Annotated in this window: 14 protein-coding genes; 9 read left to right on the top strand and 5 right to left on the bottom strand. The window is 66.0% G+C overall.

All coding sequences use genetic code 11. The features are described 5' to 3' along the window. The first annotated feature begins 161 nt into the window (after window positions 1-161). From gyrA to AC5P99_RS04090, 3 genes are all read left to right on the top strand, one after another. On the top strand, window positions 162-2,876 hold the full coding sequence (gene gyrA / locus AC5P99_RS04100; protein WP_088436572.1) for a DNA gyrase subunit A: 2,715 nt from the start codon (window positions 162-164) through the stop codon (window positions 2,874-2,876). Between the two features lie 131 nt (window positions 2,877-3,007). Continuing rightward, window positions 3,008-5,536, top strand: a complete 2,529-nt coding sequence (locus tag AC5P99_RS04095) for a membrane-bound PQQ-dependent dehydrogenase, glucose/quinate/shikimate family (RefSeq protein ID WP_495212914.1) — start codon at window positions 3,008-3,010, stop codon at window positions 5,534-5,536. Between the two features lie 130 nt (window positions 5,537-5,666). Then, window positions 5,667-6,149, top strand: a complete 483-nt coding sequence (locus AC5P99_RS04090) for an REP-associated tyrosine transposase (RefSeq protein ID WP_024957222.1) — start codon at window positions 5,667-5,669, stop codon at window positions 6,147-6,149. A gap of 137 nt (window positions 6,150-6,286) precedes the next feature. Here the strand turns inward: AC5P99_RS04090 and AC5P99_RS04085 are convergent, their stop codons facing one another. Continuing rightward, window positions 6,287-6,688: a DUF3037 domain-containing protein gene (locus AC5P99_RS04085; RefSeq protein WP_024957221.1), complete on the bottom strand. Its 402-nt coding sequence runs from the start codon at window positions 6,686-6,688 to the stop codon at window positions 6,287-6,289. Further along, window positions 6,666-7,442, bottom strand: a complete 777-nt coding sequence (locus tag AC5P99_RS04080) for a HipA family kinase (RefSeq protein ID WP_049449013.1) — start codon at window positions 7,440-7,442, stop codon at window positions 6,666-6,668. Before AC5P99_RS04080 ends, AC5P99_RS04085 begins: the two co-directional genes overlap by 23 nt. Window positions 7,443-7,681: 239 nt before the next feature. Between AC5P99_RS04080 and AC5P99_RS04075 the strand changes: the two genes are divergently transcribed. The 3 genes from AC5P99_RS04075 to AC5P99_RS04065 all read left to right on the top strand — a co-directional run bounded on the left by AC5P99_RS04075 (window position 7,682) and on the right by AC5P99_RS04065 (window position 11,152). Continuing rightward, window positions 7,682-8,011: a hypothetical protein gene (locus AC5P99_RS04075; RefSeq protein WP_005413891.1), complete on the top strand. Its 330-nt coding sequence runs from the start codon at window positions 7,682-7,684 to the stop codon at window positions 8,009-8,011. Between the two features lie 167 nt (window positions 8,012-8,178). Next, window positions 8,179-10,641, top strand: coding sequence for a S9 family peptidase (locus AC5P99_RS04070; protein WP_049449015.1), 2,463 nt, complete (start codon window positions 8,179-8,181; stop codon window positions 10,639-10,641). Between the two features lie 190 nt (window positions 10,642-10,831). Beyond that, window positions 10,832-11,152 (top strand): hypothetical protein, encoded by a 321-nt coding sequence (locus tag AC5P99_RS04065; protein WP_049449017.1) that lies wholly within the window; start codon window positions 10,832-10,834, stop codon window positions 11,150-11,152. Window positions 11,153-11,162: 10 nt separating this feature from the next. Here the strand turns inward: AC5P99_RS04065 and AC5P99_RS04060 are convergent, their stop codons facing one another. Then, a complete protein-coding gene (locus AC5P99_RS04060; RefSeq protein ID WP_049449105.1) occupies window positions 11,163-12,146 on the bottom strand; it encodes a hypothetical protein in 984 nt (327 codons plus the stop codon). A 138-nt stretch (window positions 12,147-12,284) separates the two neighbouring features. On the opposite strand from AC5P99_RS04060, the gene AC5P99_RS04055 reads away from it, so the two are divergent. Together AC5P99_RS04055 and AC5P99_RS04050 are read left to right on the top strand one after the other, a co-directional pair. Next, window positions 12,285-13,250 (top strand): DUF2268 domain-containing putative Zn-dependent protease, encoded by a 966-nt coding sequence (locus AC5P99_RS04055; protein WP_049449019.1) that lies wholly within the window; start codon window positions 12,285-12,287, stop codon window positions 13,248-13,250. A gap of 49 nt (window positions 13,251-13,299) precedes the next feature. Continuing rightward, complete coding sequence (locus tag AC5P99_RS04050; protein ID WP_088436576.1) at window positions 13,300-14,091, top strand: SGNH/GDSL hydrolase family protein; 792 nt, start codon at window positions 13,300-13,302, stop codon at window positions 14,089-14,091. Between the two features lie 105 nt (window positions 14,092-14,196). Here the strand turns inward: AC5P99_RS04050 and AC5P99_RS04045 are convergent, their stop codons facing one another. After that, window positions 14,197-14,742: a thioesterase family protein gene (locus AC5P99_RS04045; RefSeq protein ID WP_049397600.1), complete on the bottom strand. Its 546-nt coding sequence runs from the start codon at window positions 14,740-14,742 to the stop codon at window positions 14,197-14,199. A gap of 69 nt (window positions 14,743-14,811) precedes the next feature. Between AC5P99_RS04045 and AC5P99_RS04040 the strand changes: the two genes are divergently transcribed. Next, a complete protein-coding gene (locus AC5P99_RS04040; RefSeq protein WP_065183680.1) occupies window positions 14,812-15,387 on the top strand; it encodes a TetR/AcrR family transcriptional regulator in 576 nt (191 codons plus the stop codon). 34 nt (window positions 15,388-15,421) lie between these two features. Here the strand turns inward: AC5P99_RS04040 and AC5P99_RS04035 are convergent, their stop codons facing one another. Further along, a complete protein-coding gene (locus AC5P99_RS04035) occupies window positions 15,422-15,733 on the bottom strand; it encodes a hypothetical protein (RefSeq protein ID WP_249341853.1) in 312 nt (103 codons plus the stop codon). Window positions 15,734-15,988 lie beyond the last annotated feature (255 nt).

Here is a 15,988-nt window from a genome sequence, read left to right as displayed (position 1 = left end):
CAACCCCCTAAGTTCCTGATTTGTGCAGGTAAAATACCCGTAAAGGGAGGCGGAAAACGGCCTGTTGTGGTAATATCCGCAGGTTGAATCGAGGTTCCGGCACGACCCCCTCCCGCAGGGGGCTGCGCCGGACTGGACCGCTACCAGACAACGGAACCCGAATGGCAGAAACCGCCAAGGAAATCATCCAGGTCAACCTGGAAGACGAGATGCGCAAGAGCTACCTCGATTACGCCATGAGCGTGATCGTGGGCCGCGCGCTCCCGGATGCGCGCGACGGCCTCAAGCCGGTGCATCGCCGCGTGCTGTTCGCGATGAATGAACTCAACGCGCACAGCAACAAGCCCTACTTCAAGTCGGCGCGTATCGTCGGTGACGTCATCGGTAAGTACCACCCGCATGGCGATCAGTCGGTATACGACACGCTAGTGCGCCTGGCACAGCCGTTCTCGCTGCGTTACATGCTGGTCGATGGCCAGGGTAACTTCGGCTCCATCGATGGCGACTCCGCCGCGGCAATGCGATACACCGAAGCGCGCATGTCGCGTCTGGCGCATGAGCTGATGGCGGACATCGACAAGGAAACCGTCGATTTCCAGCCCAACTACGACGAGAAGGAACTGGAGCCGACGGTCATGCCGACCCGGTTCCCGAACCTGCTGGTCAACGGTTCGGCCGGTATCGCGGTGGGCATGGCGACCAACATCCCGCCGCACAACCTGAGCGAATCGATCAACGCCTGCATCGCGCTGATCGACAACCCGGAAATCGACGTTGACGGCCTGATGGAGTACATCCCGGGCCCGGATTTCCCGACCGCCGGCATCATCAACGGCACCGCCGGCATCGTCGCCGGCTACCGCACCGGCCGTGGCCGCGTGCGCATCCGTGCCAAGGCCGATATCGAAGTGGCCGACAACGGCCGCGAATCGATCATCGTCACTGAAATTCCTTACCAGGTGAACAAGGCGCGTCTGATCGAGAAGATCGCCGAGCTGGTCAAGGAAAAGAAGATCGAAGGCATCAGCGAGCTGCGCGATGAGTCCGACAAGGACGGCATGCGCATCTACATCGAGATCAAGCGCGGTGAATCTGCCGAGGTTGTGCTGAACAACCTGTACCAGCAGACGCAGATGGAATCGGTGTTCGGCATCAACATGGTGGCGCTGGTCGATGGCCGCCCGCAGTTGATGAACCTCAAGCAGATGCTGGAGGCGTTCGTCCGCCACCGTCGCGAAGTGGTCACCCGCCGTACCGTGTTCGAGCTGCGCAAGGCGCGCGCCCGTGCCCACGTGCTGGAAGGCCTGACCGTCGCGCTGGCCAACATCGACGAGATGATCGAACTGATCAAGACCTCGCCGAACCCGAACGAAGCACGCGAGCGCATGCTGGCCCGCGTGTGGGAGCCGGGCCTGGTCGGTGCGATGCTGGGTGCCGCCGGCGCCGAAGCCTCGCGCCCGGAAGACCTGCCCAAGGGCGTGGGCCTGATCGAGGGCGGCTACCAGCTGACCGAGATCCAGGCCACCCAGATCCTGGAAATGCGCCTGCACCGCCTGACCGGGCTGGAGCAGGACCGCCTGACCGATGAGTACAAGCAGCTGCTGGAAGTGATCGCCGGGCTGATCCACATCCTGGAAGATCCCGACCGCCTGCTGCAGGTGATCCGCGAAGAGCTGGTCAGTGTGAAGGCCGAATTCGGCGACGAGCGTCGTACCGAGATCCGCCACAGCGAAGAAGACCTGGACATCCTCGACCTGATCGCGCCGGAAGACGTGGTGGTCACCGTGTCGCATGCCGGTTACGTGAAGCGCCAGCCGGTGAGCGTGTACCGCGCGCAGCGCCGTGGTGGTCGTGGCCGTAGTGCGGCGGCGACCAAGGAAGAGGATTTCATCGAGCAGCTGTGGCTGGTCAACACGCATGACACGCTGCTGACCTTCACCAGTTCGGGCAAGGTGTTCTGGCTGCCGGTCTACCAGCTGCCGGAAGCGGGCTCCAACGCCCGCGGCCGTCCGATCATCAACTGGATCCCGCTGGAACCGGGTGAACGCGTGCAGGCCGTACTGCCGGTGCGCGATTACGCCGATGGCCAGTTCGTGTTCTTCGCCACCAAGAACGGTACGGTCAAGAAGACCCCGCTGGGTGAGTTCGCCTTCCGTCTGGCGCGCGGCAAGATCGCGATCAACCTGGACGAGGGCGACGCGCTGGTCGGCGTCGGCCTGACCGACGGCCAGCGCGACATCCTGCTGTTCGCTTCCAACGGCAAGACCGTGCGCTTCGGCGAGGACAAGGTCCGCTCGATGGGCCGTACCGCCACCGGCGTGCGGGGCATCAAGATGCCGGCCGGCGAGGAAGTGGTCAGCCTGATCGTGGCCGAAAGTGCCGGTGGCATCGAGGACGAGAACGAGGACGACAGCGGTGTCGAGGAAGCCGTCGGCAATGGCGATGCGGTGATCGAAGGCGCCGACGACGCCAGCGTTCAGTACATCCTGACCGCCACCGAGAACGGCTATGGCAAGCGCACCCCGCTGCCGGACTATCCGCGCAAGGGCCGTGGCACCCAGGGCGTGATCGGCATCCAGACCACCGAGCGCAATGGCAAGCTGGTCGCCGCGGTGCTGATGGGCTCCAGCGACGAAGTCCTGCTGATCTCCGATGGTGGCACCCTGGTGCGTACGCGTGGCTCGGAAATCAGCCGCGTCGGCCGCAACACGCAGGGCGTGACCCTGATCCGCCTCTCCAAGGACGAGAAGCTGCAGGCGGTGGAGCGCATGGATGCCTCGATCGACGAGGACGAGGACGAGGTGGCTGCCGCCGCCCCGGCCACGACCGACGGCGCACCGGCTGCTGCCAGCAGCGAGGACGCCGCGCAGGAGTGATCCTGCCGCGAGCCTGAGGTACCCGACGACGCCGGCCCTGTGCCGGCGTCGTCGTATCCGGGTGCCACGCATACGCGCGCGCTTCACGCAGGCGGTGGGATAACGGCGCATGCTGCCCCCGGAGATCGACGATGTCCGCCACGCCGCAGTCCGCTCCTGCTCCCGTCCGCGCCTCCCGGCATCCCCTCGTCACCGTGCTGTCGCTGCTGCTGGTCGTGCTCGGCCTGGTCATCGGTGGCCTCGGTGGGTGGCTGCTCAGCCTGGGTGGCTCGGCGTACTACGCCATCGCCGGGCTCGGCCTGCTGGCCAGCGGAATCCTGTTGTTCGGCAACCGCCGCAGCGGCGCGCTGCTGTATGCGCTGGTGTTCGTCGGCACGCTGCTATGGACCTGGTGGGAATCGGGCAGCGACTACTGGCGCTGGGTACCGCGGCTCGGGCTGGTGACTGCGCTCGGCATCGTGCTGGCGCTGCTGGCGCCGACACTGCGCGAGCCGGTTTCAAAACGCCTGTCGCGCAGCGTGGCGGGCGTGCTGATGCTGGTGTTCGTGGCCGCCTTCGGCCTGGCTTTCGCGCCGCATGGTGAAGTGGATGGGCATCAGCCGTTCCCGGAAGGCGCGGTCAGCGCCGGACTGGAACCTACGCGCGATACCACGGGCCTGCAGCCGGCTGACCAGCCCGCCGAGGGCGACTGGCCGGCGTGGGGCCGCAGCAATGCGGGTACCCGCTATTCGCCACTGCAGCAGATCACCCCGGCCAATGTGGCCACGCTGCAGCCGGCCTGGCAGTTCCGTACCGGCGATATGCCGAAGAAGCGCTGGGGCGCGGAAACCACGCCGCTGAAGATCGGCGATCGGCTGTACCTGTGCACCGCGCGCAACCGCCTGATCGCGCTTGATGCTGGCAGCGGCAAGGAACTGTGGCGGTTCGATCCAAAGGTGAAGGATGCCTCGATTCCCTATACCGCTGCCTGTCGTGGTGTGAGTTATTACGAACATCCCAGCACGCCGACCCTTGCCGACGCGGCATTGGCCGATGTTGCCGCTGATCTGGCGTTGCCGGAACCGCCTCCCAGCGTCACCCGCAGCGCTGCACCGGGCAGTCGACCGGCGTGCTGGGCGCGCATCATCGAAGGCACGCTGGACGGTCGCATCATCGCGGTGGACGCGGACAGCGGCCGCCCCTGCGCCAACTTCGGCAACAACGGCCAGGTCGACATCACCCTGGGCATGGGCGAGGTGCCACCGGGCTACGTGTCGATCAACTCGCCGCCGGCCATCGTGCGCGGCGTGATCGTGACCGGCCACCAGGTGCTGGACGGGCAGCGCCGCGATGCGCCGTCGGGCGTGATCCAGGCGTACGACGCCATCACCGGCAAGCTGCGCTGGGCGTGGGACATGGACCAGCCCGAGCGCAGCGGTCTGCCGCCGCGCGAGCAGACCTACACGCGGGGCACGCCCAACATGTGGACCACCGCCACCGGTGATGAGGCGCTGGGCCTGGTCTACCTGCCGCTGGGCAATGCCGCGGGCGATTACTGGAGTGGCTCGCGCACGGAGAACCAGAACCGCTACGCGACCTCGCTGGTGGCGATCGACGTGGCCACCGGCAAGCCGGTCTGGCATTTCCAGGCGGTGCGCAAGGATGTGTGGGACTACGACCTGGGTTCGCAGGCCAGCCTGATCGACTACCCGACGGCGGCGGGCAAGGTGCCGGCGATCCTGCTGCCGACCAAGCAAGGTGACATGTACATCCTCGATCGCCGCAACGGCCAGCTCCTGACTGCCGCCGAAGAGCGCAAGGTGCCGGTCGGCGGCGTCGAACCCGAGCAGCGTTCTCCCACCCAGCTGTTTTCGCTGTACCACACGCTGCGCCGCGAACATGACCTGACCGAGCGTGACATGTGGGGCATCACCCCGATTGACCAGCTGGTCTGCCGCATCCAGTTCCGCAAGGCGTACTACGAAGGGTTCTACACGCCGCCGAGCAGCGAGCGACATTCCATCGAGTACCCCGGCTACAACGGCGGCTCGGACTGGGGCAGCGTGTCCATCGATACGCGCCGCGGCGTGATCGTGGCCAACTACAACGACATGCCCAACTACAACCGGCTGGTGCCACGCGCGGAGGCCGACCGGCTGGGCTGGCTGCCGCGCGAGAAGGTCTGGTTCGAGAAGGGCGGTGCCGAAGGCGCGGGCGACCCGCAGGTGGGTACGCCCTACGCCATCCAGGTCAACGCCGGCTGGCGGCTGCCGTTCACTGGCCTGCTGTGCAAGCAGCCGCCCTATGGCGGTATCCGTGCCATCGACCTGCGCACCGGCAAACTGCTGTGGGACCGTCCGTTTGGCAGTGCGCGCGGCAACGGACCGTTCGGCATCCGTTCCGGCCTGCCGATCGAGATCGGCACGCCGAACAACGGCGGTTCGGTAGTGACCGCCAGCGGCCTGATCTTCATCGCCGCCGCCACCGATGACCTGCTGCGCGCCATCGACCTGAAGACCGGCAAGGAGCTTTGGCACGCCAAGCTGCCTGCCGGCGGCCAGGCCAATCCGATGGTGTACGAGCAGGGCGGGCGCCAGTACGTGGTGATCATGGCCGGCGGCCACCATTTCATGGAAACCCCGAACGGCGATTACGTGATGGCGTTTGCGTTGCCCAGATAGGCCGACGTGGTAAAACCGGCCGGGTAGAGCCGACTCCACATCCCCGGACGCTGCATCGAGATGATCCCTGATCCTGACGTTGGCAGTGAACCGATGTCGAGCATCCATCCTGGCGGGCATTCTCGAACTCATGCCCAGCCCTCAACTGCTTGCCGGCCGCCGATCCATAGTCGGCAACGTCTACACCATCACCATGGTGTGCCGGAACCGCCATCGTGTTTTCGATAGCCCTGCCAATGCCGACCTTGCCATGCAGCTCCTCGGATCGATGGATCGGGAAGGCCTGACTGCATCGTTTGCCTGGGTGATCATGCCGGATCACATCCACTGGCTGGCTCAACTACGTGGCCATTCGCTGGGCTACTGCGTGCAGCGCTTCAAGGCGCGCAGCAGCTTTCTAATCAACCGGCGGCGAGGGAGCCAGGGTGCAATCTGGCAGGCGGGTTATCACGATCATGCGATCCGCAGTGACGCGTCGCTGCACAGGCACGCTTGCTACATTCTGGCAAATCCAGTTCGAGCCGGTCTTGCCGCGCAGATCGGTGACCATCCGTACGGATGGTGCCGCTGGCCGTTGAGCGAGCTTGAGTCGGCAGGCGAACGCGCTTGGTGATGGAACCGACCGGGCAGAGTCGGCCGGGCAGAGTCGACCCGGTAGAGTCGACTGTTAGTCGACTGCCTTAATCAATGCCGCCGAAGAGCCCGCACTGCGTGCGTTAATCGACTAACAGTCGACTCTACCAGTCGCCGCTACGCGTTAGGTGCCGGCACCCGCACCATCTTCGTCATCAAGTGTTCCACCACACCCGCAGGGTCCGCCGTGCGGCCCACATGCGTGCTCGACATCTGCACGATCGAACTGCGCTTGGCGGTAAGGAAGTGGAAGCGGGCACGCGCGGGCAGTTGCGCGATCGGCCCGGCGCTGGCGTCGCCGCGGCAGATGGCCACGATCGCATCCAGCCATGGTTGCAGCGCCTCCTGGTCCAACGCCGGCGCGAAGGCACGCAGGCGCGCAGGATCGATCTCGATGGCCGCTTCCAGATGGCGCGCGCCAGGGCAGGAGACGATCACCCCGACGTTGATGAACTCCTCGCGTTCCACCCGCGGTACCACGCGGATGACCGCATAGTCATACGTGTGCAGCGTGGGCACGGATGGCCTCCTGCACGAACACCGCACGCACTTTCAGGCGGTGCTTGAGATAATCGATGTAACCCTGGCGGTAGGCTTGGGGGCTGTCGAACGCCGGCTCGTTGACCAGCCAGCTGTCCGGCACCAGGCCGACGATGCGTTCGATCTCGGCATCGGTCAGGCGCGCGGCCAGCTCGGCATCCACCTCGGCGATGCGACTGGCGAACGACAGCAGCACATGGTCGCGGATCAGCACGAACGGCTTTTCGCACGCATCGCCGGCGTTGGCCCAGTCGTGATGGAAGTACATGGCCGCACCGTGATCGATCAGGTACAGCTTTCGATGCCACACCATCAGGTTCGGGTTGCGCGTGGTGCGATCGACATTGCTGGTGAACGCATCGAACCAGACGATGCGCGAGGCGAGGTCTGGATCCACCGGCATTGCCGCCGGATCGTAATTGATCGCGCCGGGCAGATAGTCCAGGCCCAGGTTCAGGCCCTCGCTGGCGCGGATCAGCTCCTGGATTTCCGGGTCGGGCTCGGTGCGGGCGAACTCGCGGTCCAGCTCGACGAACAGGATTTCCGGAATCGGCAGGCCCAGCGTGCGTGCCATCTCGCCGGCGATCAGCTCGGCGATCAACGCTTTCGGGCCCTGGCCGGCGCCACGGAACTTCAGCACGGCCATGCCGTCGTCGTCGGTCTCGACCACGGCCGGCAGGGAGCCACCTTCCCGCAAGGGCGTGATGTAGCGGAGGGCATGTACGGTGCGCATGCGTGCATTCTAGCGTGGGTGCAGGCGCAACCCTCTGACCGGCGGGGACCGATTTCGGCCTTCACCTGTCCCTTCCGCCTGCGATGGCAGCATCCTGCTGCAGGAACCCTTGGGTTCATGGGCGTACTGGCACTCTCGATGCAGAGGCTCCAGGCTGGGTACCTGCTCGGCTGCCAGCGACGCGCACTGCGAAGCGGAAACCTCATCCACGATGTCCTGCAGGCTACGGAGGTGCACCGATGAGCGACGAATTCACTCCCATTCTGCCGACCTTGGACGATGCCAAGGCGGAAGAAATGATCGGCAAGGTCGTATTGGTCGGGGTTACCCGCTATGGTGGCGACGGTCAGGTAAAGGGGCTGGAGCAGTACGCCGGCACGGTGCTGCGCATCAGCGCCGACGAGGGCGTGGTGCTGGCCGACGAGAATGATGGCCACGAGCGCTACCTGCCACCGATGCTGGACCAGTACCAACCGGCCGAGCCCGGCGAGTACCGCATGCGCACCAGCGGCATGATCGTGGTCGACCCCGACTACCTGGCCACCTGGGACCTGCACGCGCAGCAGTAGTGCCAGGCCATGCCTGGCAGGTGCCGGCAGTTCCCCGGCACCTCCCGGAGCCGCACTTTGCCCCATCCGGCCACTAGTCCTTCCGGCCCATTCACGACAACCCCTGCGGTGCTAGATTCGGGTCCATGCCCGATTCCGGGCGCCCATTCACACCCCAGGGGATAAGGATGCTCATCCGTCGAACCTCTCTGGCAGCGGCGGTTGCCGTTGCCACCGTCGGCCTGCTGGCCGCTGGCCCGGCGCTTGCCGATTACGCGAAGCCGCCGGAACAGCTGCTCAAGGTGTTGAAGGCACCGCCGCCGCCGGCGCCGAACGTGGCCCCGGGCGGCCAGCGCCTGCTGCTGACCACCGCGCAAACCTACCCGTCGATCAGCCGCGTCGCCCAGCCGTACCTGAAGCTGGCCGGCGTGCGCCTGGAGCCGAAGAACCGCAGCCGCCATGACACGCCCGGTGGCTACGGCATTCCGGCCTGCGTGGCCGACTTCACCCTGGTCGACATCGGCAGCGGCAAGGAAACCAAGGTCAACCTGCCGCAGGGCTGCGCCACCGGCGCGCTGTGGTCGGCCGATGGCAGCCATTTCGCCTTCCAGAATGCGGTTGATACCAGCGTGCAGCTGTGGGTGGGCGATGCGGCCACCGGGCAGGTGAAGCAGGTGCCGAATGTGCAGCTGAACCCGATCTTCGGCTACACCGTGCAGTGGCTGGGCGGCAGCCAGAACCTGCTGGTGAAACTCGTACCGGCCAACCAGGGCCCGGCACCTTCCAACGGCGGCGTACCGACCGGCCCGGATGCACAGGAGTCGCTGGGCAGCAGTGGCGAGAGCAGCACCTACGAGGCCCGCGACACGCTGACCAGCGTGCATGACGAGAAGCTGTTCGCTTATTACGGTGCCTCGCAGCTGGCCGTGGTCGATACCGCCGCCAACAGCGTGCGTCCGGTCGGGCAGCCGGCGCTGTTCAACGAAGTCAGCGCCGCACCCGATGGCGTGCACGTGCTGACCGAATCGATCAAGGCGCCGTACTCGCATGCGGTGACCTACCAGCGCTTCGCCAACGACGTGGCCGTGCTGGACATCGCCAGCGGCAAATCCACGCCGATTGCCAGCCTGCCGCTGGCCGATCGCGTACCGGTGCATGGCGTGCCGGAAGGCCCGCGTGGCTTCGACTGGCGTGCCACCGATCCAGCCACCCTGGTCTATGCCGAGGCACTGGACAAGGGCGACTGGAAGGTCAACGTGCCGCACCGCGACCGCGTGCTGATGCTGAAGGCCCCGTTCAACGGCAAGCCGACCGAAATCACCCGTACCGCGCAGCGATTTGAGGGCTTCGCGTGGACCGCCGATCCGGCCTTGGCGTTCCAGTACGAGAACGACGAGAACCGCCACTGGATGCAGACCCGCATCGTCGATGTGGACCAGCCGAAGAAGGAAGGCCGCCTGCTGTGGGACATGTCCAGCGACGAGCTGTATGGCAACCCCGGCAACCTGGTCTTTACCCGCCTGCCGAATGGCGCGCAGGTGGTGCGCCGTGAGGGCAACCATGTGTTCCTCAGCGGCCGTGGCGCGTCGCCGCAAGGCGACCGTCCGTTCCTGGACCGCCTGGACCTGGGCACCCTGAAGAGCGAGCGTCTGTTCCGCAGCAGTGCCGACGCCTACGAACAGTTCCTCGGTTTCAGCAGCACGCCGGGGCGCTACCTGACCTGGCACCAGTCGGTGATCGATCCCCCGAACGCCTTCATCCGGCAGCAGGGTGAGGCAGTGGCTGATGCGAAGACCGGCGAGGCGCAGTTCGCGTCCACCGCGACCGCGCTGACCAAGCTGGTCGACCCGACCCCGGAAGTGCGCCAGATCAAGAAGCAGCTGGTGACCTACAAGCGTGCCGACGGCGTGGACCTGTCGTTCACCCTGTACACGCCGCCGGGCTACAAGGAAGGCCAGCGCGTACCGGCGATCCTGTATGCGTACCCGGCCGACTTCGCCAATGCCGCGCAGGCCGGCCAGGTGTCCGGTTCGCAGCAGACCTTCACCCGTCTGCAGCCGTACCGCCTGATGCTGCTGGCCGGCTACGCGATCATCGACAACGCCTCGTTCCCGATCGTGGGTGACCCGAAGAGCGCCTACGACACCTACCTGGAGCAGCTGGAAGCCGACGCCAAGGCGGCGGTGGACAAGGCCGTGGACATGGGCGTGGTCGACCGCAACCGCATCGGCGTGACCGGTCATAGCCACGGCGGCCTGATGACCGCCAACCTGATCGCGCACACCAAGCTGTTCAAGGCCGGCGTGGCGACCAGCGGTTCGTACAACAAGACTTTCACCCCGTTCGGCTTCCAGAACGAGCGTCGCTCGGTGTGGCAGGCGCAGGACGTGTACCTGAAGGCCTCGCCGTTCTTCTATGCCGACAAGATCAAGCTGCCGCTGCTGCTGGTCCACGGCGAGGACGACGCCAACCCGGGCACCGAGCCGTTCCAGTCTCGCAAGCTGTACCAGGCGATCCGCGGCAACGGTGGTACCACCCGCCTGGTGATGCTGCCGAACGAGCCGCACTGGTACACCGCGCTGGAATCGAACGAGCAGCTGGTGGCGGAAATGCTTAACTGGTTCGACACCTACGTGAAGAACGCCAAGTGAAAGAACAGGAAGGCCACCTCCGGGTGGCCTTCCTGCATCCTGCTGTAGCGCCGAGCCCACGCTCGGCTGTAACCAGCCGCACGTGCTCTGCAATCAACTGTGGAGACTCGGTAACGACGTGTTACCGGCACATTCGCGTGCCACGCAGATGGGCTAGGCTGACCCTGTGAGTTCGTCCCGGGTCGGTGCAATGAAAGCCATCCTTCTTGCTGCAACGTTGTCGTTGGTCCTGGTTTCAAACGCCCATGCCCAGTCGCTGCCCACCGAGCTGGCGCAGCTGGGGATCATCGCCGGCATGCCCTACGCCAAGGCCAAGCGCCTGCTGGATGCTGCGGGATGGCAGGTGAAGCCGGCGCAGGGCGCGCCGGAATCGCTGGAGGGCTTTCCGGAAGTGGGGTGCCAGAAGGGCGGGAAGCAGTGCGCGACGACCTTCGAGAAGGGTGAACAGCAGATTGCGGTGCGGCTGGGCACTACCCTGGCAGGGCAGCCGTTCGTGCAGAGCGCTGATTGAGCACCCGAGCTCACGCCAGCGGCAGGCGGTCCTGCGCATGCGCCAACCGGTCGTGCAGTTCGCGCACGTGCTCGGCCTTGGCATGGATGCGCGTGGTATCACCGAAACTGCGCAGGTAGGCGCACGCGGCGAAGCCGGCACTCTTCTTTTCGTACTCGGCAATCCAGGCCAGGCGATCCGGGTTGTTGGCCTGCTCGGCTGACCACGCGGCCACCGGCGGACGGATGCGGTACCTCAGGCCAACGCGCCACGGCTTTGGTGTCAGGCGCGCACGGAAGCAGTGCTGCAGCCGGCACATGCGCGCGTACAGGGTGTCGGCGCCCAGCGTTCTGAAGAACGCCTGCAGCTGCTCGTCTTCGGGCAGGAACGTGGCATGCATGGCCAGCACGCGCAATCCAGCCGGCGTGCGGTACGTACGCAGATGCCAGTCCGGATGCTGTTCGCTGAAGGCCGAGACCCGCTGCAGGGCTACGCCTTCGGCGCCACCGGCCGCGGCCAGGCGCCGCTTGCGCTGCATCAGCATCGCCGTGTTGACCAGCAGCACCGCTGCCACCCCCAGCACCAGTCCCACCAGCCAGTGCCACAGCAGAGTGCCGATGACGGCGCCAGCGAACAGCAGCACTGCGGCGATGATTGCAGGCATCACGCAACCGGCAGGTGGCTGCGCATGATCGATGTCGGCGAACAGCACGTCCGGGGTGTTCAGGCACAGCGCACCGTAGCTGTTGCGTGTAATGATGACGTCGCCGTCGCGCTGCACGATCTGCTCGCGGATCGGCACGCCCTCCACGCCGTAGTTGCTGCGCACTTCGCGTCGCGGAAGCGCCTGCCCGGCGAGGATGGCATTGAGGGCTTCGTTGGCGCGGCGGTCGGCGTGCACCTGCGCCTCGGCAGGGCCTTCGTCGGACCAGCCGAAGCGGCGCACGACCACCGGCCGGCCACGGAAACGGGCCTGCAGGCGGGCTTCGGCCCAGTACGCGGGAACGATCATCATCGTGCGGTGCTCCATCTTCCATGGCAGGTGCCGAAGCGAGTCTGGCACAGCGCCGGTGCGCCCGCATCCGCCTGCTGCAGTGGGCCGGGCGGAGTGATAGATTGCGCGCTTCGCATGCACTCCACCAAGGACGGAGCGATGTTCATGATCCTGCGCGGCCTGTTGGCCCTGGCCTGTGCCGGGGCGGTAGGCGTGGCCACCGCAGCGGTACCGGCAGGGCCGCAGATCCTCACCGAGGATGTCAGCCGTTTCTATGCACTTTATGACAGCGCCGGCGGTAAACCCAGCGTTGCGCAGCTGCGTGGATACCTGGCCGAGGGGTCGGCCGGCCTGGCCGAACTGGCCAAGTCGCGCCGGGTCACTCCCGAACGCATTGCCGAGTCCATCGCCAGCCAGCCCGAGCTGTATGCACAGGGACGAAACTGCCTGGCCGAACTGCCCGCGGTGAAGCAACGCCTGACGCAGGTGTTTTCCAACCTGCAGGCGATCTACCCGCAGACCCGGTTCCCACCGGTGACCATCGCGGTGGGCCGCGGCCGGCCGGTCGGGCTGACCTCGAAAAGCGGCGTGATCGTTGGTCTGGAAGCGCTGTGCGCGGCCGACTTCATGAATTCCAATGTGCAGGATCGCTTCGTGCATGTGATCGCACACGAATACGTGCACATCCAGCAAACCGGCCTGATCGACTTCGAGCCGGGTGACCCGCGCGCGACAGTGCTGCGTGTTTCGCTGGGCGAGGGCATCGCCGAATTCATCACCGAGCTGATTTCCGGCAACGTCGGCAATGGGCGTCACGCGGCCTGGACCCGTGGCCGGGAAGTGCATATCGAAAGCGCGTTCGCGCTGGATCTGGACAGCACCGATCTGTCGCCGTGGCTGTACAACTACAAGCCTGGCTCGCAGGAACCCTACGACCTGGGGTACTGGGTGGGTTACCGCATCGCCAAGGCCTATTACCTGCAGGCCAAGGACAAGCGTGATGCGGTGCGTGCGCTGATCCAGCAGGACAACCCGAAAACGATCCTGGCCGCCAGCGGCTGGACGCCGGGCATGTGGATGCCGGCGAAGGTGACCGGTGTGGCGGCGCGTACGGCTGCACGCTGAGCACAGGGCAGGGCGTTAGACTGCGCAAGATGATTTCAGGAGTACCCGCATGCGTGGACCTGTTGAGCTTGCCGCTGCAACCGTCGTGACGTTGGGCCTCGCGTTGGCTTCTCCGCTGGGTGCCGCCGAAGCCGTCGCAGTCAATCCGCTGCTGCAGACGCCCATCGACCAGTTGCGCCCCGACGAGGTTCGTTTCATGCAGCAGCGCCTGGCCGATTTTCCGGAGCTGCAGCGCTATCGTGATGCCAACGCGCAACTGCCTGCGGCAGTGCCGGGCCAGCCGCGCGTGGTGTTCTTCGGCGACTCGATCACCGAAGGCTGGGGTGCGGAAGGCAGCGCTGGATTCTTCCCCGGCAAGGGCTGGCTCAACCGTGGCATCAGTGGCCAGACCACGGCGCAGATGCTGGTGCGCTTCCCGCAGGACGTGCTGGCACTGAAGCCACAGGTGGTGGTGATCCTGGCCGGCACCAACGACATTGCCGGCAACACCGGCCCGTCCACGCAGGCGATGATCGAGGACAACCTGCACGCGATGGTGGACCTGGCGCGTGCACATGGCATCGCCGTGGTGCTGGCATCGGTGCTGCCGGTCAGCGATTACCCGTGGCTGCCGGGCACGGCACCTGCGCCCAAGGTGCGCGCATTGAACGCGGCATTGAAGCGCTATGCCGATGCACAGCAGCTGGTCTATCTGGACTACTACACGCCGATGGCCAATGCCGCCGGAGGGCTCGATCCGCAGCTGGCCGAGGATGGCGTGCATCCCACGGCGAAGGGCTATGCGGTGATGGCGCCGTTGGCCGAGGCAGCGGTCAAACGCGCGCTGGAGCATGGAAACTGATCACCAGCGGATCGGCTATGCCGATCGGGTGCGACATCCAACTGCAGCGCGGGCCGCCAGCGTCGCGGGGGAAATCACCCCATGCAGATAGCCGCCATCTGAAGCTCAGGCGTCGTCCTGCTTCAACGCCGCGTCGGCCGCCAGCAGCGCCTCGGCGGCTGCACTGAGCGGCGGCGAGGGCGGGGCAACCACGCCGATCGCTTCCATCATCTTAGGCATGCCCAGGAACTGGCGCGCGCGACGGTCGTAGATGCCGGTGACCAGCAGCGCACGGGTGGCGATCTTCTGCTCGGGCCCGATCAGCACGCGCTGCTCCATGATGCCGCGCGAGCCGACCCAGCCGACCAGGCGCGTTTCCAAGGTGAAGCGCTGGAACGGCTTCAGTTCGCGGCGGAACTGGATGGTGCCGGCGCCGACGATCGGCGCCCACTTCTCGCGCAGCGCCACCCGGCCCAGGCCCATGCGCAGGATCAGGTCCAGCCGGCCCAGATCGAAGATGTTCCAGTAGCGGCCGTTGGTCATGTGCAGGTTGCTGTCCAGGTCGTTGGGCAGTACCCGGAACTGCAGCCGCGAGACCCCGAACGGCGCCTCCAGCTTCGGCCGGAACAGGCTGCACAGCAGCAGGTGGAGCAGGCGGAACCAGAGATTCATGGTTATGACGACTGTTATAGAATCGCCGGTACGCTAATGTATGGCGACTGTCCTGGCAAGGAGCCTGCCGTGAGCCCGCGCCCCTCTGATGCGCCACAACGCGTGATTGATGCTGCGGCACAGATGCTGGCGCGCGTGGGTCTCAATGCCACCAGCATCCGTGAGGTGACCAAGCTGGCCGAGGCGCCGCTGGGTTCCACCTATCACCACTTTCCCGGCGGCAAGCAGGAGCTGCTGGCGCGCGCCACCCACATGGCTGGCGACAAGGTGGAGGCGCTTCTCGTTGAGTTGTTGAAGGGCGGGGCCGTGCAGGGCCTGCAGCAGTTCCTGGCGATGTGGCGCGAGCGCCTGCTGCGGTCCGGTTTCCGCGCGGGTTGTCCGGTGCTGGCCGCTGCCGTCGAAGAGCCGGTCGAGGCGGTTACCAGCCAACCGCGCGTGGCCGCCGCAGAGGTGTTCGTGCGCTGGCAGGGGCATCTGGCCGCAGCCTTCATTGCCGACGGCCACGAACCTGCGGCGGCGGATGGACTGGCCAGCCTGGTGATCGCCAGCGTGGAAGGCGCCGTGGCGATGTGCCGCGCACTGCAGGACATCGCCCCGTTCGACCAGGTGGCCGCGCAGTTGCTGAAGGCCGCCGCGCCTCCTTGATCCGGCTATACGTGTGCGGAAGACGCTCAGCAGGTCATCGGAAGATCATCAGGTAGCCCCAGCCGAGCACGATGGGCAGGAAGGCAGCGATGGCCGACGCGCCACCCCAACGCAGGTAGCTGCGGGAGGCGGGGGATCCCTGCCGCTTGAGGGCCCAGGCATGCGTCGGGAGCACCAGCAACGCCTGCACCGCAAAGGTGGCCACGGCGGCAAGCCATGCCACCAGGACGCCGAGGCAGCCATCGCTGAAGCAGCGGCTACCAAACCACGAACCCCAACCGGCGAGGCCAATCATTGGAACGAACATCACGAGCGCGGTGGCGCGGGTGAACTGGGAGGCGTGCATGCCGTGGCGCATAGCTCTTCTGGTGGAAAATCATAATCCAGCCGCCGGCGCGCGGGTACAAGGCCGGCGCCAGTGCGGCCTGTGGGTGATGGACCCACGGCCCCATCGCGCTAGAATCCGTCCACCACCGCCTACGCGTGCCCGGCAAGGATGTCCGCATGCAGTATCAGGTTTCTGAGGTCCCTGGCCGCAATGCCACGCGCCCGCTGGCGGCGGCATGAAGAACTCGCGCCATTTTTCCATCAGTGCATTGAA

The organism is Stenotrophomonas sp. YJH_SMC_80 (genome assembly GCF_059372495.1).
The sequence above is the reverse complement of the archived record's forward strand: the minus strand, read 5'-3'. Positions and strand labels throughout refer to the sequence as shown.